23 protein-coding genes and 1 other RNA gene are annotated in these 23,093 nt (G+C 43.8%); 22 read left to right on the top strand and 2 right to left on the bottom strand.

Going from position 1 to position 23,093, the window contains the following annotated elements; translation table 11 throughout:
* The first annotated feature begins 5 nt into the window (after positions 1–5).
* The 7 genes from spoIIP (at position 6) to dnaK (ending at position 8,336) form a co-directional block, all read left to right on the top strand.
* Positions 6–1,211 (top strand): spore autolysin (stage II sporulation), encoded by a 1,206-nt coding sequence (gene spoIIP / locus BSU_25530; RefSeq protein NP_390431.1) that lies wholly within the window; start codon positions 6–8, stop codon positions 1,209–1,211.
* Between the two features lie 16 nt (positions 1,212–1,227).
* The gene (gene yqxA, locus BSU_25520) at positions 1,228–1,566 is read left to right on the top strand and encodes a hypothetical protein (RefSeq protein NP_390430.1); all 339 of its coding nucleotides are present in this window, start codon (positions 1,228–1,230) and stop codon (positions 1,564–1,566) included.
* Between the two features lie 133 nt (positions 1,567–1,699).
* Entirely contained in the window at positions 1,700–3,538 is a 1,839-nt protein-coding gene (gene lepA, locus BSU_25510) for a ribosomal elongation factor, GTPase (RefSeq protein ID NP_390429.1), read from the top strand.
* A gap of 52 nt (positions 3,539–3,590) precedes the next feature.
* Positions 3,591–4,730, top strand: a complete 1,140-nt coding sequence (gene hemN, locus BSU_25500) for a coproporphyrinogen III oxidase (protein ID NP_390428.2) — start codon at positions 3,591–3,593, stop codon at positions 4,728–4,730.
* Between the two features lie 80 nt (positions 4,731–4,810).
* Positions 4,811–5,842: a transcriptional regulator of heat-shock genes gene (gene hrcA, locus BSU_25490; RefSeq protein ID NP_390427.1), complete on the top strand. Its 1,032-nt coding sequence runs from the start codon at positions 4,811–4,813 to the stop codon at positions 5,840–5,842.
* A gap of 71 nt (positions 5,843–5,913) precedes the next feature.
* Positions 5,914–6,477, top strand: a complete 564-nt coding sequence (gene grpE / locus BSU_25480; protein ID NP_390426.1) for a nucleotide exchange factor for DnaK activity — start codon at positions 5,914–5,916, stop codon at positions 6,475–6,477.
* Between the two features lie 23 nt (positions 6,478–6,500).
* Positions 6,501–8,336, top strand: coding sequence for a molecular chaperone, ATP-dependent (gene dnaK, locus BSU_25470; protein NP_390425.1), 1,836 nt, complete (start codon positions 6,501–6,503; stop codon positions 8,334–8,336).
* A gap of 69 nt (positions 8,337–8,405) precedes the next feature.
* Here the strand turns inward: dnaK and surC are convergent.
* An RNA gene (surC, locus tag BSU_misc_RNA_79) (sporulation-related small untranslated RNA) lies at positions 8,406–8,496 on the bottom strand.
* Positions 8,497–8,535: 39 nt separating this feature from the next.
* Between surC and dnaJ the strand changes: the two genes are divergently transcribed.
* From dnaJ to mtaB, 4 genes are read left to right on the top strand one after another with little or no spacing between them, the layout of a single operon-like run.
* Positions 8,536–9,663 carry a co-factor of molecular chaperone gene (gene dnaJ / locus BSU_25460; protein ID NP_390424.2) on the top strand — a complete coding sequence of 376 codons (1,128 nt, stop codon included), beginning with the start codon at positions 8,536–8,538 and terminating at the stop codon, positions 9,661–9,663.
* A 24-nt stretch (positions 9,664–9,687) separates the two neighbouring features.
* Positions 9,688–10,623, top strand: coding sequence for a ribosomal protein L11 methyltransferase (gene prmA / locus BSU_25450; RefSeq protein NP_390423.2), 936 nt, complete (start codon positions 9,688–9,690; stop codon positions 10,621–10,623).
* Between the two features lie 22 nt (positions 10,624–10,645).
* The gene (gene rsmE, locus BSU_25440; protein NP_390422.1) at positions 10,646–11,416 is read left to right on the top strand and encodes a methylase of U1498 in 16S rRNA; all 771 of its coding nucleotides are present in this window, start codon (positions 10,646–10,648) and stop codon (positions 11,414–11,416) included.
* Positions 11,416–12,771, top strand: coding sequence for a tRNA N(6)-threonylcarbamoyladenosine (t(6)A) methylthiotransferase (gene mtaB / locus BSU_25430; protein ID NP_390421.1), 1,356 nt, complete (start codon positions 11,416–11,418; stop codon positions 12,769–12,771). Before rsmE ends, mtaB begins: the two co-directional genes overlap by 1 nt.
* A gap of 36 nt (positions 12,772–12,807) precedes the next feature.
* On the opposite strand, the gene yqeW is transcribed toward mtaB, so the two are convergent.
* Entirely contained in the window at positions 12,808–13,731 is a 924-nt protein-coding gene (gene yqeW / locus BSU_25420) for a putative Na+/anion cotransporter (protein NP_390420.2), read from the bottom strand.
* Positions 13,732–13,903: 172 nt separating this feature from the next.
* On the opposite strand from yqeW, the gene rpsU reads away from it, so the two are divergent.
* The 11 genes from rpsU (at position 13,904) to unpK (ending at position 22,992) form a co-directional block, all read left to right on the top strand.
* Positions 13,904–14,077, top strand: a complete 174-nt coding sequence (rpsU, locus tag BSU_25410) for a ribosomal protein S21 (protein ID NP_390419.1) — start codon at positions 13,904–13,906, stop codon at positions 14,075–14,077.
* Positions 14,078–14,091: 14 nt separating this feature from the next.
* Positions 14,092–14,538, top strand: coding sequence for a conserved protein of unknown function with tRNA aminoacid amidase domain (gene yqeY, locus BSU_25400; protein NP_390418.1), 447 nt, complete (start codon positions 14,092–14,094; stop codon positions 14,536–14,538).
* Between the two features lie 130 nt (positions 14,539–14,668).
* The gene (gene nfeDA, locus BSU_25390) at positions 14,669–15,982 is read left to right on the top strand and encodes a putative membrane bound peptidase of unkwnown function (protein NP_390417.1); all 1,314 of its coding nucleotides are present in this window, start codon (positions 14,669–14,671) and stop codon (positions 15,980–15,982) included.
* A 21-nt stretch (positions 15,983–16,003) separates the two neighbouring features.
* A complete protein-coding gene (gene floA, locus BSU_25380; protein ID NP_390416.1) occupies positions 16,004–16,999 on the top strand; it encodes a flotillin-like protein involved in membrane lipid rafts in 996 nt (331 codons plus the stop codon).
* 24 nt (positions 17,000–17,023) lie between these two features.
* Positions 17,024–17,443 (top strand): hypothetical protein, encoded by a 420-nt coding sequence (gene yqfB, locus BSU_25370; RefSeq protein ID NP_390415.2) that lies wholly within the window; start codon positions 17,024–17,026, stop codon positions 17,441–17,443.
* 56 nt (positions 17,444–17,499) lie between these two features.
* Positions 17,500–17,781, top strand: coding sequence for a conserved sporulation protein of unknown function (gene yqfC, locus BSU_25360; RefSeq protein NP_390414.1), 282 nt, complete (start codon positions 17,500–17,502; stop codon positions 17,779–17,781).
* Between the two features lie 18 nt (positions 17,782–17,799).
* Positions 17,800–18,996 (top strand): stage IV sporulation protein; putative UDP-glucose-4-epimerase, encoded by a 1,197-nt coding sequence (gene yqfD, locus BSU_25350; RefSeq protein ID NP_390413.2) that lies wholly within the window; start codon positions 17,800–17,802, stop codon positions 18,994–18,996.
* Entirely contained in the window at positions 18,993–19,952 is a 960-nt protein-coding gene (gene phoH, locus BSU_25340; protein ID NP_390412.2) for a phosphate starvation-induced protein, read from the top strand. Before yqfD ends, phoH begins: the two co-directional genes overlap by 4 nt.
* Positions 19,953–20,030: 78 nt before the next feature.
* Positions 20,031–22,166: a c-di-AMP-degrading phosphodiesterases gene (gene pgpH / locus BSU_25330; protein NP_390411.1), complete on the top strand. Its 2,136-nt coding sequence runs from the start codon at positions 20,031–20,033 to the stop codon at positions 22,164–22,166.
* The gene (gene rnrY / locus BSU_25320; RefSeq protein NP_390410.2) at positions 22,167–22,640 is read left to right on the top strand and encodes an endonuclease involved in 70S ribosomes quality control; all 474 of its coding nucleotides are present in this window, start codon (positions 22,167–22,169) and stop codon (positions 22,638–22,640) included.
* Positions 22,621–22,992 carry an undecaprenol kinase gene (unpK, locus tag BSU_25310; RefSeq protein NP_390409.2) on the top strand — a complete coding sequence of 124 codons (372 nt, stop codon included), beginning with the start codon at positions 22,621–22,623 and terminating at the stop codon, positions 22,990–22,992. The genes rnrY and unpK overlap by 20 nt, the downstream gene beginning before the upstream one ends.
* Positions 22,993–23,093: the final 101 nt, after the last annotated feature.

The raw sequence follows: 23,093 nt of genomic DNA, 5'->3' as shown, positions 1-23,093 counted from the left end.
ATTCAATGAGAAATAAACGCAGAAACAGACAGATTGTTGTTGCGGTAAATGGAGGGAAAGCGGTAAAAGCCATCTTTCTATTTATCGTAAGCCTTATCGTGATTTTTGTTCTATCCGGTGTGCTGACGTCTCTCCGGCCGGAACTTAGGCCGTCGTCTGACTCTTTTTATGGGATTGCTGAAGAATTGCCGGGTGACGTATTTGCACATTTGCTGCAGATGGAAAACCATTATTTCGCTTCTGACCTCTCTCAAACAGACAGCTCATTTCATCTTTCTCGTCTTTCTTTAAAGCTGGCGACGAGCATTAACCTCGAAGATCCGCGGAGCTTTCTCGGTCGGGAGCTGCCAGGATTTGCACAATTTGATACCGAGATTTTGTTAGCTGGACAAGGAACGGATTATACGAATATGCCTGCGGAATCGCCGCCGCCGTCTAAGGTGATGGAGGAAGAAAGAGAAGCGAATTTGGCAGAGATTGAAAAACAGCAAACGCAATCAGATAATGCGCAAAAAGATCCGCCGAAACAAACAACAGGTGATAAAAAGGTCGTGTTTATCTATCACACGCACAATACGGAATCATATCTCCCTCTATTAAAAGGCGAGACCGATCCTGACATGGCGCGCCATTCTAAAGCCAATGTCACGCTTGTAGGAGATATGTTCGGACAAGCGCTTGAATCCCAGGGAATCGGAGCCACAGTGAATAAAACCGATATACAGTCAAAATTGAATAAAAAAGGCTTAAACTATGCCAGGTCCTATGATGAATCAAGGCCGGTCGTGAAAGACGCCCTCGCTTCAAACAAAAATCTGCAATATATCATTGACATCCACAGAGACTCTCGGCGCAAAAAAGACACAACCGCAACGATTAAAGGGAAAAGCTATGCCAGGGTAGCCTTTGTCGTCGGGAAAAAAAGCAAAAACTTCGAAGAAAACTATAAAATTGCGAGTGAGCTTCATAAACTGATGGAGAAAAAATACCCCGGACTTAGCACAGGTGTCTTTTCCAAAGGCTCGCCAGGCGATAATGGTGTTTACAATCAGGATTTAACCGATAGAGCGCTTTTGCTCGAGTTTGGCGGAGTGGATAATAATCTCGAAGAGCTGCAGCGTGCGGCTAACGCGGCCGCGGACGTATTCAGCGAAATGTACTGGGATGCTGAAAAGGTCAACGCAGCGAGCGGGGAGACGAAAAAACAATAAGAAATAGGTGGTTGATTTGATTGCATACTTTGGAAAGTGCTTACTGCTTGTCACGATCATGTTTTTAGGCGTTCTGTTCGGCATGCAGCAGGCAAACCACGGGATGCTGAGTATGAAAGGCTATCATGACCCTTCACTGAAGGGGGCGTTTACGCTCACCGACGGAAAAGATAATGAAAAAGAAGCCTCAATCCTAGGAGAAACAGTCACGGCAAAAGATTTAGTAGAAAAACAAAAAGAGCTGGAAAAGGTGGAGACATTCAATATGTTTTCAAAAGCCGGAAAAGCGCTTTCGGACACCGTAACCAATACTGCCCAGTCAATGTATGAATGGATACGGGATATGAATCAATAAGTACGTGAAAGAGAAAAGCAACCCAGATATGATAGGGAACTTTTCTCTTTCTTGTTTTACATTGAATCTTTACAATCCTATTGATATAATCTAAGCTAGTGTATTTTGCGTTTAATAGTAGGAGTGATAGATTGTGACAGATAAAGAAAAGCGTTTAGAGAGGCAATCGAGAATACGGAATTTCTCTATCATTGCCCATATTGACCACGGAAAATCGACCTTAGCGGATCGTATTTTAGAAAAAACGTCGGCAATCACTCAACGAGAAATGAAAGAACAATTGCTCGATTCTATGGATCTTGAACGTGAGCGGGGCATAACCATTAAATTAAACTCTGTTCAGCTTAAATATAAAGCAAAAGACGGAGAAGAATATATCTTTCATCTAATCGATACGCCGGGACACGTCGACTTCACGTATGAAGTATCCCGAAGCCTTGCTGCCTGCGAGGGAGCGATTCTTGTCGTGGATGCAGCCCAGGGGATTGAAGCGCAGACGCTCGCCAATGTCTACTTAGCGCTTGACAACGATCTTGAAATCCTTCCGGTCATCAATAAAATCGACCTTCCGAGCGCCGAGCCCGAACGTGTGCGCCAAGAGGTAGAAGACGTTATCGGCCTTGACGCATCAGAAGCCGTGCTTGCTTCAGCAAAAGCCGGTATCGGGATTGAGGAGATTTTAGAACAAATCGTAGAAAAGGTGCCAGCTCCGACCGGAGATCCGGAGGCGCCGCTCAAAGCGCTGATCTTCGACTCGCTTTATGACGCCTACCGCGGTGTCGTGGCTTATATCAGAGTCGTTGAAGGAACGGTAAAGCCGGGACAAAAAATCAAAATGATGGCAACCGGCAAAGAATTCGAAGTAACAGAGGTGGGCGTGTTCACGCCGAAAGCAACTCCGACAAATGAACTGACGGTCGGTGATGTAGGCTTCCTGACTGCCTCAATCAAAAATGTTGGTGACACACGTGTCGGTGATACAATAACGAGCGCTGCCAATCCTGCAGAAGAAGCGCTGCCGGGATACCGCAAGCTAAACCCGATGGTGTACTGTGGTTTGTATCCGATTGATACAGCGAAGTATAATGATTTAAGGGAAGCTCTTGAAAAGCTTGAGCTGAATGATTCCTCCCTTCAATATGAAGCGGAAACTTCGCAAGCGCTTGGATTCGGGTTCCGCTGCGGATTTTTAGGCATGCTTCACATGGAGATCATTCAGGAGCGAATTGAGCGTGAGTTCAACATCGACCTGATTACGACAGCGCCAAGCGTTATCTATGACGTGTATATGACAGACGGCGAAAAGGTCGTTGTCGACAACCCGTCCAACATGCCGGATCCTCAAAAGATCGAAAGGGTTGAGGAGCCATACGTAAAAGCGACGATGATGGTGCCGAATGACTATGTCGGCGCTGTAATGGAGCTTTGCCAAGGAAAACGCGGCAATTTCATTGATATGCAGTATTTAGACGCAAACCGTGTCAGCATCATTTATGATATGCCATTAGCGGAAATCGTATATGAGTTTTTTGATCAGCTGAAATCAAGCACTAAAGGCTATGCGTCCTTTGATTATGAACTGATCGGCTACAAACCGTCCAAGCTTGTGAAAATGGACATTATGCTGAATGGTGAAAAAATCGATGCCCTTTCCTTTATCGTGCATCGTGATTACGCATATGAACGGGGAAAAGTGATCGTTGAAAAACTGAAAGAACTCATTCCGCGCCAGCAGTTTGAAGTTCCGGTACAAGCCGCAATCGGCCAGAAAATCGTGGCCCGCTCCACCATAAAAGCAATGCGTAAAAACGTATTGGCTAAATGTTACGGAGGGGACATCTCGCGTAAACGGAAACTTCTTGAAAAACAAAAAGAAGGAAAGCGCCGTATGAAGCAGGTCGGCTCAGTTGAAGTGCCGCAAGAAGCATTTATGGCAGTTCTGAAAATGGACGACAGTCCGAAAAAACAATAGAAGCCGCCGCAGTCTTGTACTGCGGCTTCTTTCTGTAAAGAAGGTGAATCCGTTGAAATCAGCTTATATCCATATCCCATTTTGTGAGCATATTTGCCACTACTGCGATTTCAATAAATATTTTATTCAAAGTCAGCCAGTCGACGAGTATTTAAACGCACTCGAACAGGAAATGATAAATACAATAGCAAAAACCGGGCAGCCTGATCTCAAAACAATCTTTATCGGAGGAGGCACGCCGACCTCCCTGTCTGAGGAACAGCTTAAAAAGCTGATGGATATGATCAACCGCGTGCTAAAGCCCTCAAGCGACTTATCGGAATTTGCGGTTGAAGCGAATCCGGACGATTTGTCCGCAGAGAAATTAAAAATATTAAAAGAAGCAGGCGTAAATCGCCTTAGCTTTGGTGTGCAAACGTTCGAAGACGATCTGTTAGAAAAAATCGGCCGAGTGCACAAGCAAAAAGATGTATTCACCTCTTTTGAAAGAGCGCGGGAAATCGGTTTTGAGAATATCAGTCTTGATCTCATGTTCGGGCTTCCGGGGCAAACCCTCAAGCATCTGGAACATTCCATAAACACTGCTTTATCATTGGACGCTGAGCATTATTCCGTTTACTCCCTTATTGTAGAACCGAAAACGGTATTTTATAATTTGATGCAAAAAGGGCGGCTTCATCTTCCGCCGCAGGAGCAGGAAGCTGAAATGTATGAAATAGTGATGAGCAAGATGGAAGCTCACGGCATTCATCAATATGAAATCAGCAACTTTGCTAAGGCAGGCATGGAATCTAAGCACAATCTAACGTATTGGAGCAACGAACAATATTTCGGTTTCGGAGCTGGCGCTCACGGATATATTGGCGGCACACGAACAGTGAACGTCGGACCTGTTAAGCATTACATTGACCTGATAGCTGAAAAGGGTTTTCCGTACAGAGATACACATGAAGTGACAACAGAAGAACAGATTGAGGAAGAAATGTTTTTAGGTTTGAGAAAAACAGCCGGTGTCAGCAAAAAACGATTCGCAGAAAAATACGGCCGTTCCCTGGATGGACTTTTCCCAAGCGTGTTAAAAGACCTCGCTGAAAAAGGGCTGATTCACAATTCGGAGTCTGCCGTTTATTTGACTCATCAAGGGAAATTATTAGGCAATGAAGTTTTTGGCGCTTTTTTGGGTGAGTTATAATTGACATTTTTCTTGTGGTTTGATACTTTTGTTATAGAATTAGCACTCGCTTATTGAGAGTGCTAACAGAGGTGATGATGATGTTAACAAATCGTCAGCTGCTGATCCTTCAGGTTATAATCAACGATTTTATTAAATCGGCACAGCCGGTGGGATCAAGAACTCTTTCGAAAAAAGATGAAATCACATTTAGCTCTGCAACAATAAGAAACGAGATGGCTGACTTGGAGGAATTGGGCTTTATTGAAAAAACCCATTCATCCTCAGGACGTGTTCCGTCAGAAAAAGGGTATCGGTACTATGTTGACCATTTGCTGTCACCCGTCAAATTGACGAAAAGCGACCTGGACCAAATCCACTCGATCTTCAAAGAGAAAATTTTCGAGCTGGAGAAGACAGTTCAAAAATCAGCGCAAATTTTGTCCGATCTGACGAATTACACATCCATCGTACTCGGGCCGAAGTTGAGTGAGAATTACCTTAAACAGATTCAAATCATTCCGATTCAGCCTGATATGGCGGTAGCGATTCTCGTTACCAATACGGGGCATGTGGAAAACAAAACGATTAACTTTCCGACCAAAATGGATCTGTCTGATATTGAAAAACTGGTAAATATACTGAACGACCGTTTAAGCGGCGTTCCAATGGATGAACTGAATGAGCGCATATTTAAAGAAGTTGTCATGTACCTAAGACAGCACATTAAAAACTATGACAATATACTCGACGCGCTTCGTTCAACCTTTCATTCCACAAATCACGTTGAAAAGTTGTTTTTTGGCGGGAAAATCAATATGCTGAACCAGCCTGAGTTCCATGATATCACCCGAGTTCGGTCGCTGCTTTCATTAATTGAGAAAGAACAGGATGTTTTAAAGCTGGTTCAATCCCCGCACACGGGAATTTCGATTAAAATCGGAAAAGAAAACGACTATGAAGAGATGGAAAATTGCAGTCTGATTACGGCTTCTTATTCCGTAGACCAGAAGCAGATCGGCTCAATTGCGATTATCGGCCCGACCCGCATGAATTATTCCAGGGTTGTCAGCCTGCTTCAGCATGTGACTTCGGACTTGTCAAAAGCATTAACAAGTCTGTATGATGAATAAGGGAATTTTGGCAAATTTTATCGAAGGGCAGCACCTGTCCTTCTCCTTACACTTTGAGGGAGGTGAACACAATGTCAGAAGAAAAACAAACCGTTGAACAAAACGAAACAGAAGAGCAAGAAATCATTGAAGAACAAGCTGCCGCTGATGAACAGCAGGAAGAAACAAATGAAAGCGAACTTCTTCAAAACCAAATTAACGAATTGCAAGGTTTGCTTGAGGAAAAAGAAAACAAACTTTTGCGTGTTCAAGCAGACTTTGAAAACTATAAACGACGCAGCCGTTTAGAGATGGAAGCGTCCCAAAAATACCGTTCTCAAAATATCGTGACTGATTTGCTGCCGGCTCTTGACAGTTTTGAACGAGCGCTTCAGGTTGAAGCCGACAATGAACAGACGAAAAGTTTGCTCCAGGGAATGGAAATGGTCCACCGTCAGCTCGTAGAAGCCTTGAAAAAAGAAGGCGTCGAAGCCATCGAAGCTGTAGGGCAGGAATTTGATCCTAATCTGCACCAAGCTGTTATGCAGGCTGAAGACGAAAACTACGGCTCCAACATTGTTGTTGAGGAAATGCAAAAAGGCTATAAGCTGAAGGATCGCGTCATTCGCCCTTCCATGGTCAAAGTGAATCAATAATTACATAGCAGGAGGTTATTCAAGTGAGTAAAGTTATCGGAATCGACTTAGGAACAACAAACTCATGTGTGGCAGTGCTTGAAGGCGGCGAGCCTAAAGTTATTGCTAACGCTGAAGGAAACCGCACAACGCCATCAGTTGTTGCATTTAAAAACGGCGAACGTCAAGTAGGGGAAGTGGCTAAACGCCAATCTATTACAAACCCTAACACAATTATGTCTATCAAACGTCATATGGGTACTGATTATAAAGTTGAAATTGAAGGAAAGGATTACACTCCACAAGAAGTGTCTGCTATCATCCTTCAACACCTTAAATCATACGCTGAAAGCTATCTTGGCGAAACAGTATCAAAAGCAGTTATCACAGTTCCTGCATACTTTAACGATGCTGAGCGTCAAGCAACAAAAGACGCTGGTAAAATTGCAGGTCTTGAAGTAGAACGTATCATCAACGAGCCGACTGCAGCAGCGCTTGCATACGGACTTGATAAAACAGATGAAGATCAAACGATCCTAGTATACGACCTTGGCGGCGGTACATTCGACGTTTCCATCCTTGAGCTTGGCGACGGTGTATTCGAAGTTCGTTCAACTGCCGGCGACAACCGTCTGGGTGGGGACGATTTTGACCAAGTTATCATCGATCATCTGGTGTCTGAATTCAAAAAAGAAAACGGCATTGATTTGTCAAAAGACAAAATGGCGCTTCAGCGTTTGAAAGACGCAGCTGAAAAAGCGAAAAAAGATCTTTCCGGCGTATCTTCTACGCAAATTTCTTTACCGTTTATCACAGCTGGAGAAGCAGGACCGCTTCACCTTGAACTTACATTAACTCGCGCTAAATTCGAAGAGCTTTCTTCTCATTTAGTAGAGCGCACAATGGGTCCTGTCCGTCAAGCGCTTCAAGATGCAGGACTTTCTGCAAGCGAAATCGACAAAGTCATCCTTGTCGGCGGATCAACTCGTATCCCTGCCGTACAAGAAGCAATCAAAAAAGAAACTGGAAAAGAAGCGCATAAAGGCGTAAACCCGGATGAAGTTGTAGCGCTTGGTGCTGCGATTCAGGGCGGCGTTATCACAGGTGACGTAAAAGATGTTGTTCTTCTTGACGTTACACCGCTTTCTCTCGGTATCGAAACAATGGGCGGTGTGTTTACAAAACTGATCGACCGCAACACGACGATCCCAACAAGCAAATCTCAAGTGTTCTCAACTGCTGCTGATAACCAAACAGCTGTTGATATCCATGTTCTTCAAGGTGAGCGCCCAATGTCTGCCGACAACAAAACACTCGGCCGCTTCCAGCTTACTGATATCCCGCCAGCACCGCGCGGCGTGCCTCAAATCGAAGTTTCTTTCGATATTGACAAAAACGGTATCGTAAACGTAAGAGCAAAAGACTTAGGCACAGGAAAAGAACAAAACATTACAATCAAATCTTCTTCAGGTCTCTCAGATGAAGAGATCGAACGCATGGTAAAAGAAGCGGAAGAAAATGCTGACGCTGATGCGAAGAAAAAAGAAGAAATCGAAGTCCGCAACGAAGCAGATCAGCTTGTTTTCCAAACTGAGAAAACATTAAAAGATCTTGAAGGCAAAGTGGACGAAGAACAAGTGAAAAAAGCCAACGATGCCAAAGACGCTTTAAAAGCAGCGATTGAGAAAAACGAATTTGAAGAGATCAAAGCGAAAAAAGATGAGCTTCAAACAATCGTTCAAGAGCTTTCTATGAAGCTTTATGAAGAAGCTGCTAAAGCACAGCAAGCTCAAGGCGGAGCAAACGCTGAAGGCAAAGCGGATGACAACGTTGTCGACGCTGAATACGAAGAAGTAAACGACGACCAAAACAAAAAATAAGTTCTTTTTAGTGTCAGCCCCGCTTCCGGAGCTGACCGAAAAGAACACATTTCATAATCTGATTCAATGATTAGAAAGTCAAAGTCAGGCATCTCTTGGCTTTGACTTTTTTTCTTGCCCGGGATAAAAGGAATTGAAAAATCATAATTCAAAATGATACAATCTAATTTATGTGAGAAATTCGGGAGAGTGAAGCGAGATGAGTAAGCGTGATTACTATGAAGTGCTGGGAGTAAGTAAGAGCGCTTCAAAGGATGAAATTAAAAAAGCTTATCGGAAGCTGTCAAAAAAATATCATCCTGATATTAACAAAGAAGCCGGATCAGATGAAAAATTTAAAGAGGTAAAAGAAGCATACGAAACGCTGTCAGATGACCAAAAACGTGCGCATTACGATCAATTTGGTCACACTGACCCTAACCAAGGCTTCGGCGGCGGAGGTTTTGGCGGCGGCGATTTCGGCGGTTTTGGTTTCGATGATATTTTCTCAAGTATATTCGGCGGAGGCACAAGACGAAGAGATCCAAACGCTCCGCGCCAGGGTGCTGATTTACAGTATACGATGACCCTGTCGTTTGAGGATGCGGCTTTCGGTAAAGAAACAACCATCGAAATTCCCCGCGAGGAAACGTGCGAAACATGTAAAGGCTCAGGTGCGAAACCTGGAACAAATCCAGAAACATGCTCCCACTGCGGAGGCTCCGGCCAGTTAAACGTGGAGCAAAATACACCGTTTGGAAAAGTCGTTAACAGACGGGTCTGCCACCACTGTGAAGGTACAGGCAAAATCATTAAAAACAAATGTGCGGACTGCGGCGGCAAAGGAAAAATCAAAAAACGCAAGAAAATCAATGTGACAATTCCAGCCGGTGTAGATGACGGGCAGCAGCTTCGTCTCTCGGGACAGGGTGAACCAGGAATAAACGGCGGCCCTGCCGGGGATTTATTTGTCGTGTTCCATGTACGCGCACACGAGTTCTTCGAGCGTGACGGCGATGATATTTACTGTGAAATGCCGTTAACGTTTGCTCAGGCTGCTCTTGGAGATGAGGTAGAAGTGCCGACGCTGCATGGAAAAGTGAAATTGAAAATTCCGGCCGGTACACAAACAGGAACGAAATTCAGATTAAGAGGCAAAGGCGTTCAAAATGTCAGAGGCTATGGACAGGGTGACCAGCATATCGTCGTCCGCGTCGTTACGCCGACAAATCTGACTGATAAACAAAAAGACATTATCCGCGAATTTGCCGAAGTCAGCGGAAACCTGCCTGACGAACAGGAAATGAGTTTCTTTGACAAGGTAAAACGCGCGTTTAAAGGCGATTAATTATTGGATGAGGAGTTGGTAGTTTTGAAATGGTCCGAATTAAGCATTCACACAACACATGAAGCGGTCGAACCTATCTCAAATATATTGCATGAAGCTGGTGCAAGTGGGGTTGTGATAGAGGACCCGCTTGATTTAATTAAAGAACGTGAGAATGTGTACGGGGAAATCTACCAGCTCGACCCCAATGATTACCCAGATGAGGGTGTCATTGTCAAAGCATATCTGCCGGTTAACAGTTTTCTGGGCGAAACTGTAGACGGCATCAAAGAAACGATTAATAATCTCCTTCTTTACAATATTGATTTGGGCAGAAACCACATCACTATTTCTGAAGTAAATGAAGAAGAGTGGGCGACTGCCTGGAAAAAGTATTATCATCCTGTGAAAATTTCTGAAAAGTTTACAATTGTGCCGACGTGGGAGGAATATACGCCGGTCCATACTGATGAACTGATTATTGAAATGGACCCGGGAATGGCTTTCGGCACAGGGACACATCCGACAACCGTACTCTGCATTCAGGCGCTTGAACGCTTTGTGCAAAAGGGTGATAAGGTGATTGATGTCGGCACTGGTTCGGGAATTTTAAGTATTGCGGCTGCAATGCTTGAGGCTGAATCGGTTCATGCCTACGATCTTGATCCCGTGGCTGTAGAAAGTGCACGCCTCAATCTCAAGCTGAACAAAGTCAGCGATATTGCTCAAGTGAAGCAAAACAATTTGTTAGACGGGATTGAAGGGGAACATGATGTGATTGTGGCCAACATTTTGGCTGAAGTCATTCTTCGCTTTACTTCACAAGCGTACAGCCTGTTAAAAGAAGGCGGTCACTTTATTACGTCAGGAATCATCGGTCATAAAAAACAAGAAGTAAAAGAAGCACTGGAACAAGCTGGCTTTACCATTGTAGAAATCCTTTCAATGGAAGATTGGGTCAGCATTATTGCGAAAAAATAACAGTTAGTAGGTGTCACAGCGTATGCAACGATATTTTATCGAGCTCACGAAGCAGCAAATAGAGGAAGCGCCGACTTTTTCGATTACCGGCGAAGAAGTTCATCATATTGTGAACGTGATGAGAATGAATGAGGGAGATCAGATTATCTGCTGCTCTCAAGACGGCTTCGAGGCAAAATGTGAACTTCAATCTGTTTCCAAAGATAAAGTGTCCTGCCTTGTGATAGAATGGACGAATGAAAACAGAGAGCTTCCGATAAAGGTCTATATTGCGAGCGGCCTTCCGAAAGGAGATAAGCTTGAATGGATTATCCAAAAGGGGACTGAGCTCGGAGCTCATGCCTTTATTCCTTTCCAAGCCGCGCGTTCTGTTGTCAAGCTGGATGACAAAAAGGCAAAGAAAAAGCGGGAAAGATGGACGAAAATTGCGAAGGAAGCGGCTGAGCAATCGTACCGTAACGAAGTGCCGCGAGTGATGGATGTCCATTCTTTTCAGCAGCTTCTTCAAAGGATGCAGGATTTCGATAAATGTGTCGTTGCATACGAGGAGTCATCGAAGCAAGGGGAAATAAGCGCATTCAGCGCGATTGTAAGCAGCCTTCCGAAAGGATCATCTCTATTGATCGTATTTGGTCCCGAAGGCGGTTTAACAGAAGCGGAGGTTGAACGGCTCACAGAGCAAGACGGTGTGACGTGCGGCCTTGGACCGAGAATTTTAAGGACAGAAACCGCTCCGCTATACGCGTTGAGTGCGATTTCTTATCAAACAGAGTTATTAAGAGGTGATCAGTAATGGCAACTGTTGCTTTCCATACGCTTGGCTGTAAAGTCAACCATTATGAAACAGAAGCAATCTGGCAGCTTTTCAAAGAAGCGGGCTATGAAAGAAGAGACTTTGAACAAACAGCTGATGTATATGTCATTAATACATGTACGGTTACAAATACGGGAGATAAAAAAAGCCGCCAAGTGATCAGACGCGCCATTCGTCAAAATCCTGACGGTGTCATCTGTGTCACAGGCTGCTACGCGCAAACCTCACCTGCTGAGATTATGGCGATCCCCGGTGTCGACATTGTAGTCGGAACACAGGACCGTGAAAAAATGCTTGGCTACATTGACCAATACCGAGAAGAACGCCAGCCGATTAATGGCGTCAGCAACATCATGAAAGCAAGAGTATATGAAGAGCTTGATGTGCCTGCTTTCACGGACCGCACAAGAGCGTCATTGAAAATACAGGAGGGCTGCAATAATTTCTGCACATTCTGTATCATTCCGTGGGCGAGAGGCCTGCTCCGCTCCCGCGACCCTGAAGAAGTCATTAAACAAGCGCAGCAGCTTGTCGATGCCGGATATAAGGAAATTGTTCTTACGGGTATTCATACAGGCGGCTACGGCGAAGATATGAAAGATTACAACTTCGCGAAGCTTTTGAGCGAATTAGACACCCGTGTGGAAGGCGTGAAACGGATCAGAATTTCTTCAATCGAAGCCAGCCAAATCACTGACGAAGTGATCGAGGTCTTAGACCGCTCAGATAAGATAGTGAATCATTTGCATATTCCTATCCAATCCGGATCAAACACAGTGCTTAAACGGATGAGACGCAAATATACAATGGAATTCTTTGCAGACCGTTTAAATAAATTGAAAAAAGCACTGCCAGGCTTAGCTGTTACTTCTGATGTCATCGTCGGGTTCCCTGGAGAAACAGAAGAAGAATTTATGGAAACCTATAACTTTATTAAAGAACATAAATTCTCTGAGCTGCATGTTTTCCCTTACAGTAAGCGTACAGGAACACCAGCTGCACGAATGGAAGACCAAGTGGATGAAAACGTGAAAAACGAACGTGTGCACCGCCTGATTGCTCTTTCTGACCAGCTTGCAAAAGAATACGCTTCTCAGTATGAAAATGAAGTGCTTGAGATTATCCCTGAGGAAGCGTTTAAGGAAACAGAAGAAGAAAATATGTTTGTCGGTTACACAGACAATTATATGAAGGTTGTTTTCAAAGGTACGGAAGATATGATCGGCAAAATCGTAAAAGTCAAAATCCTAAAAGCAGGTTATCCTTACAACGAAGGACAGTTTGTCCGTGTGGTTGAGGATGAAATAACTGAACACATGCGTTTGTCTTCTTAACCTAAAAAATCGGTGCATTAAAATGTACCGATTTTTTTATTTAGCCGGGATAAGAAGGTGAATCAATCGGTAAAACAAGTTTGTAAGCGGAAGAAATAAAAGAGCTGTCACCACATTAAATAAAAGGCTGAAATGCGCGATCTTTTGTGCGGGATCAGGTGATAACTGCTCTACAAAGCCGGTCGCTGCGGTCAGAAAAGGCAATACTAGAGCCACCCCTAGCACGTTAAATACCACATGGGCATATGCTGTCTGTTTCGCCGCATATCCGCCGGATACAGCAGCCATGACAGCTGTAATGCATGTCCCGATATTTGATCCGAGTACGACGCTCATCGCCTGTGTCAGTCCGATAATCCCTTCATTCATAAAACTCATCAAAATGCCGATACAGACAGAACTGGAGTGAATGATGGCAGTTAACACCATGCCGATGAGCAAAGCGGACCAGTTTGAATCGTTAACATGGTATAGAACGTCGGCGCCCGTTTTCAGCTTTGTCAGCGGCCCGGCAAGATGGCTGAATCCGCTGATGCAAAAGAAGATGATGCCCAGTCCAAGGAAGCTTGTTCCCAGCTGTTTCAAAGGATACCTGCCAGTCAGAAAAAACAATAAACCTCCTATTAAAAGAACCCAAATCACAATATCCATTTTGATAGCAATAAATTCAGTTGTAAAAGTAGAGCCAACATTTGTCCCCAGAATCATCGGGATCGTCCGCTTAAAAGAAAGAACGCCCGCACTTACAAAGCCGATGACAATGACCATAAAGGCTGAGCTGCTCTGAAGTATCCCCGTAAATACAATACTGATAAGAAACGCTTTTAACGGATGGTCTGTAAATAAAAGCAAACGTTCTTCAATTTTTGAGTACGCCATTGAAATTAAGCCCTTTCGAAGCATGTTCATGCCTGCGAGAAAGAATAATATAAGAGCAGTAAAGCTAATCAGAATTAACATCCTATTCACCAACCCCTTTCTTTCATTATATAGACAGGCAGTCGCACTCATGACGGAAAAGTGAACTCACTTAGTTGACCTGACTGATGGCTTATATTATAATGTCAAAGTACATGTTTATATGTGTAACTTAAAGGTAGTCGATTGGTGTATTCGGAGGGAGGGAAAGAGAATGTCAAAAACGGTCGTTAGAAAAAACGAATCGCTTGAAGATGCTCTTCGTCGCTTCAAACGCAGTGTATCAAAGACAGGTACTTTGCAAGAAGCAAGAAAGCGTGAATTTTATGAAAAACCTAGCGTAAAGCGCAAGAAAAAGTCTGAAGCTGCTAGAAAACGCAAATTCTAAAAGAGGGTGGATTTATGAGTCTTCTTGAGCGTCTCAACCAGGATATGAAGCTGTATATGAAAAACCGTGAGAAAGACAAACTGACTGTCGTTCGAATGGTTAAGGCTTCACTTCAAAATGAAGCAATTAAGCTTAAGAAAGACAGTTTGACCGAGGATGAGGAACTCACTGTCCTTTCTCGTGAACTTAAGCAACGTAAAGACTCCCTCCAGGAATTTTCAAACGCTAATCGTTTAGATTTAGTAGATAAAGTTCAAAAAGAGCTGGACATTTTAGAAGTTTATTTACCTGAGCAGCTGTCAGAAGAAGAGCTGCGTACAATCGTAAATGAAACCATCGCGGAGGTCGGTGCGAGCTCAAAAGCGGACATGGGCAAAGTGATGGGGGCAATTATGCCTAAAGTAAAAGGTAAAGCTGACGGAAGTTTAATTAATAAGCTTGTGAGCAGTCAACTGTCTTAAATGGCAAAGAAAAGGACATCTTTCTAAGAGAGATGTCTTTTTTTATACATAAAAAAATGAAACCTTTGATACATTTGTTACGTATGAAGAGAAGGCACTTATTATAAAAGGAAGGAGGGATACACCGCCCTTGCTTCAAATCAAAGGATTCCGTGCTGCTCTTTTGGGTATATTTTTACTTTCTTTATTAGGCGTACAGCTGAACGCAAAAGCAGAAAAACAAACTGTTTATGTGATCCCGGTTGAAAAAAATGTCGAACAGGGTCTCGCCTCGTTTTTGTCCCGTTCGTTACAAGACGCAAAGGATGCACATGCAGACCATATTATTCTTGATATCAATACCCCGGGGGGATTGGTCAAATCTGCTATTGATATGGCCGATTTGATAACCGAAAGCGAGATCCCCGTAACTGCATATGTCAACAAACGCGCGTTGTCTGCTGGTGCATATATTGCACTTCAAGCAGATCACATTTATATGGCGCCTGGCGGAAAAATGGGAGCCGCCGCGATTGTTGATGGCCAAGGCAATGCCGCTGACCAAAAAGCTCAATCACTTTGGCTGGCAGAGATGGAAGATGCCGCAGTGAAAAATAACCGCGATCCAAAATATGCGCTCGCAATGGCTGACCCAGATATAGATGCCAAGGAAGTTGGCGCGCCTAAGGGAGATCTGCTGACACTTAACGCAGACAAGGCGATTGAGGTAGGCTATTCAGAAGGCACTGCTGACAATTTGTCCACGCTCGTAAAGAAGCTTGGGTTCGAAAAGGCGCAGATCAGCTATGCAAAGGAGAGCTTTGCGGAAAAGACGGCAAGATGGCTGACGAATCCGGTCATTGTCCCTATTCTGCTGACAATCGCTTTTTTAGGTCTGACGGTAGAGCTTTTTTCCCCGGGTGTCGGCCTCCCTGGAACGGCTGGACTCATTGCGTTATTGCTGTTCTTTTACGGGCATCTTGCAGCCGGCCTTGCCGGGTATGAGACGGTTCTCCTCTTTATAGCAGGGGTGATTCTCATTCTGCTTGAGATTTTTCTTCCCGGAGGAATCATTGGATTACTGGGCTTGGGAGCGATTATTGCGAGCCTGTTTTTAGCCGCGGGGAGCTTCACTGTCATGGCGGTTTCTCTCTTGATCGCCTCAGCTGTTTCGATTACAGCTTTTATTTTACTGACAAGGGTGTTGGGAAAGCGTATGAAATTCTTTAAGAAATTGATATTAAATGATTCTACAAACACGGAGAGCGGCTACGTTTCAAATCAAACGCGCACGGACTTAATGGGAAAAGTGGGTATAACCTTTACACCGCTGCGTCCTTCCGGTACCGTGATTATTGATGATGAACGCCTTGACGTTGTATCGGAGGGATCGTTTACAGAAAAAGATAAAAAAGTAAAAGTGATAAAAGTAGAAGGCTCACGCATTGTCGTGAGAGAAATTTAAATAGAAACGAGGAGAAGTTATATGGATCCGTCAACACTTATGATTCTGGCAATTGTCGCAGTAGCGATCATTGTTTTGGCAGTATTTTTTACATTTGTGCCTGTAATGCTTTGGATTTCAGCTTTGGCAGCCGGAGTGAAAATCAGCATTTTCACTCTAGTTGGGATGAGGCTTCGCCGCGTCATTCCGAATCGGGTTGTTAACCCGCTGATTAAAGCGCATAAAGCGGGACTTAATGTTGGAACAAACCAGCTTGAAAGCCACTATCTGGCTGGAGGTAATGTTGACAGAGTCGTCAACGCGCTTATCGCCGCTCAGCGAGCTAACATTGAACTCACATTCGAGCGCTGTGCTGCCATTGATCTTGCAGGCCGGGACGTGTTGGAAGCTGTTCAAATGAGCGTTAATCCTAAGGTGATTGAAACACCGTTCATTGCCGGCGTCGCAATGGACGGGATTGAAGTGAAAGCGAAAGCGAGAATCACAGTAAGAGCGAATATCGAGCGCCTCGTCGGGGGAGCAGGGGAAGAAACCATTGTAGCTCGTGTAGGTGAGGGAATCGTTTCTACAATCGGTTCATCTGATAATCATAAAAAAGTGCTTGAAAACCCTGACATGATTTCTCAGACAGTCCTTGGAAAAGGATTGGACTCAGGAACTGCGTTTGAAATTCTCTCAATTGATATTGCAGATGTAGATATCGGCAAAAACATCGGGGCAATTTTACAAACCGATCAGGCCGAGGCTGATAAAAACATCGCGCAGGCAAAAGCGGAAGAACGACGTGCGATGGCTGTCGCTCAAGAACAGGAAATGCGTGCCCGCGTAGAAGAAATGCGCGCGAAAGTAGTAGAAGCCGAGGCGGAAGTGCCGCTTGCGATGGCAGAAGCTTTGCGTGAAGGGAATATTGGCGTCATGGATTACATGAATATCAAGAACATCGATGCTGACACAGAAATGCGTGATTCATTCGGCAAGCTGACGAAAGACCCTTCGGATGAAGACCGCAAATCATAATCTCTCTAAGAAGGGAGAACGCTGATGGAAGATTTACTGACCAATCCGCTTATTATTGCAGCGATCATCGGAATCATTTCTGCGATTTTCGGCAAAAAGAGCAAAGAAGAAAAGCAAAACAGCCAAAAAAGAAAAAAACCTCAACACGTGCAATCTGCTTCTCCTCAAAAGAAGCAGTCAAAAGAAGATGCCCCTGCACCTATCCCTAACCGTATGGAACAGGCAAGACGGGAAGCGGAAGAAAGACGCAGGGAAACAGCAAGAAACCTGAAAGGGCTGGAACGAGATCTTGCTGCTGCCAAACAAAAAACAGTATACACAAAACAAAAAATGCTTCAGGTGAATAAAGACACCGTCGTACAGGGGATCGTTCTAGGAGAGGTGTTCGGACCTCCACGGGCGAAAAAACCTCACCGTACGATGCGCCCGGCCCGTAAAAATTAAAGTGTTAGAACCTCCTTTCAAATCATACATATGAGATGAAAGGGGGTTCTTTTTGTATGGGGCAAAGAAAGAATCGTATGAAAGCTTGGCTGACAAGAGCATTGGAAATTCCCCCGGACGTTATGATGGATCTGCCGAGGATTACAATGGTTGGCAGACTTCATATCTACATAGAAAACCACAGAGGCCTTTTGCTTTTCAGTGAGAATGAAGTGCGGCTGATGCTGAAGCAGGGCCAGTGCATCATATCTGGTAAAAATTTTGTCATCAAGGCGATTCTTCCGGAAGAGATACTTTTGGAGGGTACGATTGATGTCGTTCGATATGTTGAGTCATAAAGCCGAGGGGGAAATGTTGTGAAAAATAAATGGCTGTCTTTTTTTTCGGGTAAGGTCCAGCTTGAATTGACGGGAAGAGGGATTGAGCGGCTCCTTAATGAATGCACAAGACAGGGGATTCCGGTCTTTCATGTCAAAAAAAAGAAAGAAGCCGTATCGTTATATATACAGCTTCAGGATGTACATGCCTTTCGGCGGGTAAGAAGTAAATTTAAATGTAAAGCCCGATTTATCAATCGGAAGGGATTTCCCTTCCTGTTGCTGAAATCAAAGCTGAATATAGGGTTTACGATCGGTTTTGCGATTTTTTTCATTCTTTTGTTTTTGCTGTCCAATATGGTGTGGAAAATTGATGTGACAGGCGCTAAGCCTGAAACAGAACATCAAATGAGGCAGCATCTTAATGAAATCGGCGTCAAAAAGGGCCGTCTGCAGTTTTTAATGATGTCGCCCGAAAAAATACAGAAATCATTAACCAATGGAATAGACAATATCACTTGGGTCGGAGTTGATCTGAAGGGGACGACCATTCATATGAAAGTTGTGGAGAAAAATGAGCCCGAAAAAGAAAAATATGTTAGCCCGCGCAATATTGTCGCCAAAAAGAAAGCAACCATTACGAGAATGTTTGTGCAAAAAGGACAGCCCATGGCCGCCATACACGATCATGTTGAAAAGGGACAGCTGCTTGTTTCGGGACTGATCGGCAGCGAAGACCATCAGCAGGAAGTCGCCTCAAAAGCAGAAATTTATGGAGAAACCTGGTATAGATCAGAAGTGACAGTCCCGCTTGAAACATTATTTAACGTCTATACGGGCAAAGTAAGGACAAAGCACAAGCTTTCTTTTGGTTCTTTGGCAATCCCGATCTGGGGGATGACGTTTAAAAAAGAGGAATTGAAGCATCCAAAAACAGAACAAGAAAAGCATTCGCTTCATTTTCTCGGATTTAAGCTCCCTGTATCCTATGTCAAAGAGCAAACGAGAGAAAGTGAAGAGGCTTTGCGAAAATATACAAAAGAAGAAGCAGTTCAAGAAGGCATTAAATTGGGTAAACAGGATGTAGAGGATAAAATAGGCGAAAACGGCGAGGTGAAAAGTGAAAAAGTTTTGCACCAGACTGTTGAGAATGGTAAAGTAAAGTTGATTATTCTCTACCAAGTTATAGAAGATATCGTTCAAACCACACCTATTGTCAGGGAGACTGAAGAATGACAGAACATTTACTTGCGATGAATCAAAAACTGAAAAACCCGGACGAGGCGCTTTCACTCTTCGGGAACCAAGATTCTTTTTTGAAATTGATGGAGAAAGATCTGAATTTAAATATCATTACGCGCGGCGAGACGATTTATGTTTCAGGCGATGATGAATCGTTTCAGATTGCAGACAGGCTGCTGGGATCGCTCCTCGCTTTAATTCGCAAGGGGATAGAGATCTCTGAACGTGATGTGATTTACGCCATCAAAATGGCAAAGAAGAATGAACTTGAATACTTTGAAAGCATGTATGAAGAAGAAATTACAAAAAACGCAAAAGGCAAATCAATCCGTGTAAAAACAATGGGACAGCGGGAATACGTGGCCGCTATGAAGCGGAATGACCTTGTATTCGGCATTGGTCCGGCGGGAACCGGGAAAACGTACCTGGCTGTCGTAAAAGCAGTCCATGCTTTAAAAAACGGACATATCAAAAAAATCATTTTAACAAGACCTGCCGTGGAAGCCGGTGAAAGCCTTGGTTTTCTCCCAGGTGACCTAAAAGAAAAAGTAGATCCTTATTTGCGCCCGCTGTATGACGCTCTCCATGATGTGCTTGGGGCAGATCATACAGAACGTCTGATGGAAAGAGGCATCATTGAAATTGCTCCGCTCGCATATATGAGGGGACGGACGCTCGATGATGCTTATGTTATACTTGATGAAGCACAGAATACCACGCCTGCTCAAATGAAAATGTTTTTGACGAGACTGGGTTTTGGCTCTAAAATGATCATTACAGGTGACGTTAGCCAAATTGATCTGCCGAAAGGCGTCAAATCGGGACTTGCAGTAGCGAAGGAGATGCTGAAAGGAATAGACGGCATTTCTATGATTGAGCTAGACCAGACAGACGTGGTCAGACATCCGCTTGTTGCGAAAATTATTGAAGCATACGATAAGCAAAATTAATGCTGAATGACCCGATCGCGCGTTATCGGGTCATTTTTATGATTGCTTATGGGCTTGATGTTTCAAGAGGAGGTTCTTGTGTTGAAAAAGAAGGCTAAGACCAAAAGCAGCTCAAAAAAATGGAGCAGTTTTAAAAATGCCCGCTCCATGCATGTACTGCTGTATCTTCTGCTGGCTGCCATTATGTTTGCTTTGCTCTTTGTACATGTTAAGCCGGAAACACTTGATTTAGACCTGTTTTCAGTCAGCGACAAGACCATTTACGCTCCGGCAACCGTAGAAGATCAAAAAGCCACAGAGGAAAAAAAGCAAGCCGCTGAGGACGCGGTTGAAGATCAATATACATTAAAAAAAGAATATACAGACAATCGGATTGACCTTGTGTCATCAATATTCGACAGTATTAGTGAAGTGAAAAAATCATCGGAAGAAGGCAGTAAATCACCATCGGAAAAATCAATGGTCAAATCTGTAAAGGACAAATTGACATCAGATGTGAATGATTCTATATCGGAGGATTCCATCAAGACATTGCTGAAAGCAGACAGTGAAGACTTTTCTTTTGTCAGAGATACGGTCATTACCGCGGTAAATACGGTCATGAGCAGTGAAATCCCTTCGGATAAACTATCTGATGCAAAGGATAAGGTAGAAAAAGAGCTAAAGAGCAATTCTATTCCGTCTAAATACTTGGGAGCCGCGACAGAAATCGGGCGTTTTGCTATTATTCCGAATTACGTCTTCGATCCGAAAGCAACAGAGGCAAAACGGCAGGAAGCCTCAGATAATGTCCAGCAGGTTCAAATCAAACAGGGGCAAGTGCTCGTGGAAGAAAATGACCTCATTGATCGGGAAGTGTACAGGAAACTTGAGCTGACCGGGTTATTAAATAACTCAAATCTCTTTAAACCGATCAGCGGGCTATTGATTATGATCGGACTTTTCATTGCAACACTTGTATATTATTTTGAAAAACAGAAACAAAATCTGAAGTTTAAAAACCAATCCATTCTGTTATTCTCCATAATCACAACACTTTTGCTTGTGATCATGGAGGTTGTCAGTTTGTTTCAGAAGATGGAGTATAATAATATCGGCTATCTGGTCCCCATTGCGGCCGGCGCCATCTTAATCAAACTGCTGATGAATGAACGCATTGCCATTTTGGGAAGTATCATTCTTGCGATTTGCGGAAGTATGATGTTTAATCAGGGTGTGACAGGAACATTCAATTATGTCATAGGGATTTATTATTTGATCAGCGGCATTTCAGGTGTATTATTTTTAGGAAAACACAATGCAAGATCAAAGATTTTGCAGACCGGACTTTTCGTGGCGTTTATTAATATGGTTGTCGTTCTATCCTTATTATTGATCCAGAACACTGCGCTGTCGGGTCTTGAAATCGGCACGTTAATGCTCATGGGGGTTGTGTCGGGGTTTGCTTCATCTGTATTGATCATCGGTCTGATGCCGTTTTTTGAGACGGGCTTTGGCATTTTATCCACCATGAGGCTGCTCGAGCTGTCTAATCCTAACCATCCGCTATTGCGCAAAATACTGACGGAAACACCAGGTACATATCATCACAGTGTAATGGTTGCCAATTTATCAGAGGCAGCCTGTGAAGCGGTTGGGGCTAATGGTTTGCTTGCAAGAGTCGGCGCATATTATCACGATCTCGGAAAAACAAAGCGCCCGCAATATTTTATTGAAAACCAAATGAATATTGACAATCCGCATGACAAGCTGTCACCTCAGTTGAGCAAAAATATTATTATCTCGCATACGACAGACGGTGCGAATATGCTGAGAAGCTATAAATTTCCGAAAGAGCTTGTCGATATTGCTGAGCAGCATCATGGAACCTCGCTTTTAAAGTTTTTTTACTATAAAGCGAAGGAAAAAGGCGACCAGATTACAGAGGAAGAGTTCCGTTATCCGGGACCGAAGCCGCAGTCAAAGGAAGCCGCAATTATATCAGTGGCCGACAGTGTTGAAGCGGCCGTCAGATCCATGCACAATCCAAATCCTGAACGAATTGAAAAGCTTGTCCGGGGTATTATATCCGATAAGCTTCAGGACGGACAGTTCAGTGAATGCGATTTGACATTTAAAGAGCTGGATACAATCGCAAAAACGCTCTGTGCAACATTAAAAGGAATTTTCCACTCCCGGATTGAATATCCGGAGGCTACTAAGAAGGTGAAATAGATGAGTTTACTGATTGATATCGTTGATGAAACGGGAAGCGTCTCAGAAGAGATGCTCAAAGAAGTAGAAAATCTGCTTCAATTTGCCGCTGAGCGTGAAGGCGTTCAGGATCAGGCTGAAGTTTCTGTCACGATTGTTTCCAATGATGACATACATCAGATTAACAAAGAATACCGGGGAAAGGATGCTCCGACAGATGTCATCTCATTTGCTCTTGAAGAAGAGGGAGAAGGCGAGATCGAAATCGTGGGCGCCGAAATGCCTCCGGTTTTAGGTGATATTATCATCAGTGCCGATCGCACAAGAGAGCAGGCAGAGGAGTATAATCATTCTTTTAAAAGAGAGCTCGGATTTCTAGCTGTACACGGATTTCTGCACCTTTTAGGATATGACCATATGACGAAAGAGGAAGAAGAGGAGATGTTTACTAAGCAAAAGGAATTGCTGGACGCTTATGGACTCAAAAGATCATAGAAATGAGCTGAATCGATTCTTCAAAAGCTTCGTGCATGCAGGCCGGGGCATATGGGAAACAGCGCGGACGGAGCGGAATTTCCAATTTCATGCCGCAGCCGCCTGCGCTGTTCTCATTTGCGGCTTCCTTGTAGAGCTCAGCATTATTGAGTGGATGATTATATTCCTTTTGATAGGTGGTATGTTTTCGCTTGAACTTTTAAATACAGCCATTGAACATACGGTTGATTTAATAACTGACAAACATCACCCTCTTGCTAAAGCGGCCAAGGACGCTGCCGCCGGGGCTGTTTGCGTTTTTGCCGTGATTTCGTGTATCATTGGTTTACTTATTTTTTTGCCAAAGCTGTAATGGCTGAAAATTCTTACATTTATTTTACATTTTTAGAAATGGGCGTGAAAAAAAGCGCGCGATTATGTAAAATATAAAGTGATAGCGGTACCATTATAGGT

Origin of the sequence: Bacillus subtilis subsp. subtilis str. 168 (assembly GCF_000009045.1) — a bacterium.
Taxonomy (GTDB): domain Bacteria; phylum Bacillota; class Bacilli; order Bacillales; family Bacillaceae; genus Bacillus; species Bacillus subtilis.
Note: the sequence above shows the minus strand (reverse complement) of the source record. Positions and strands in the feature narration are given on the sequence as shown.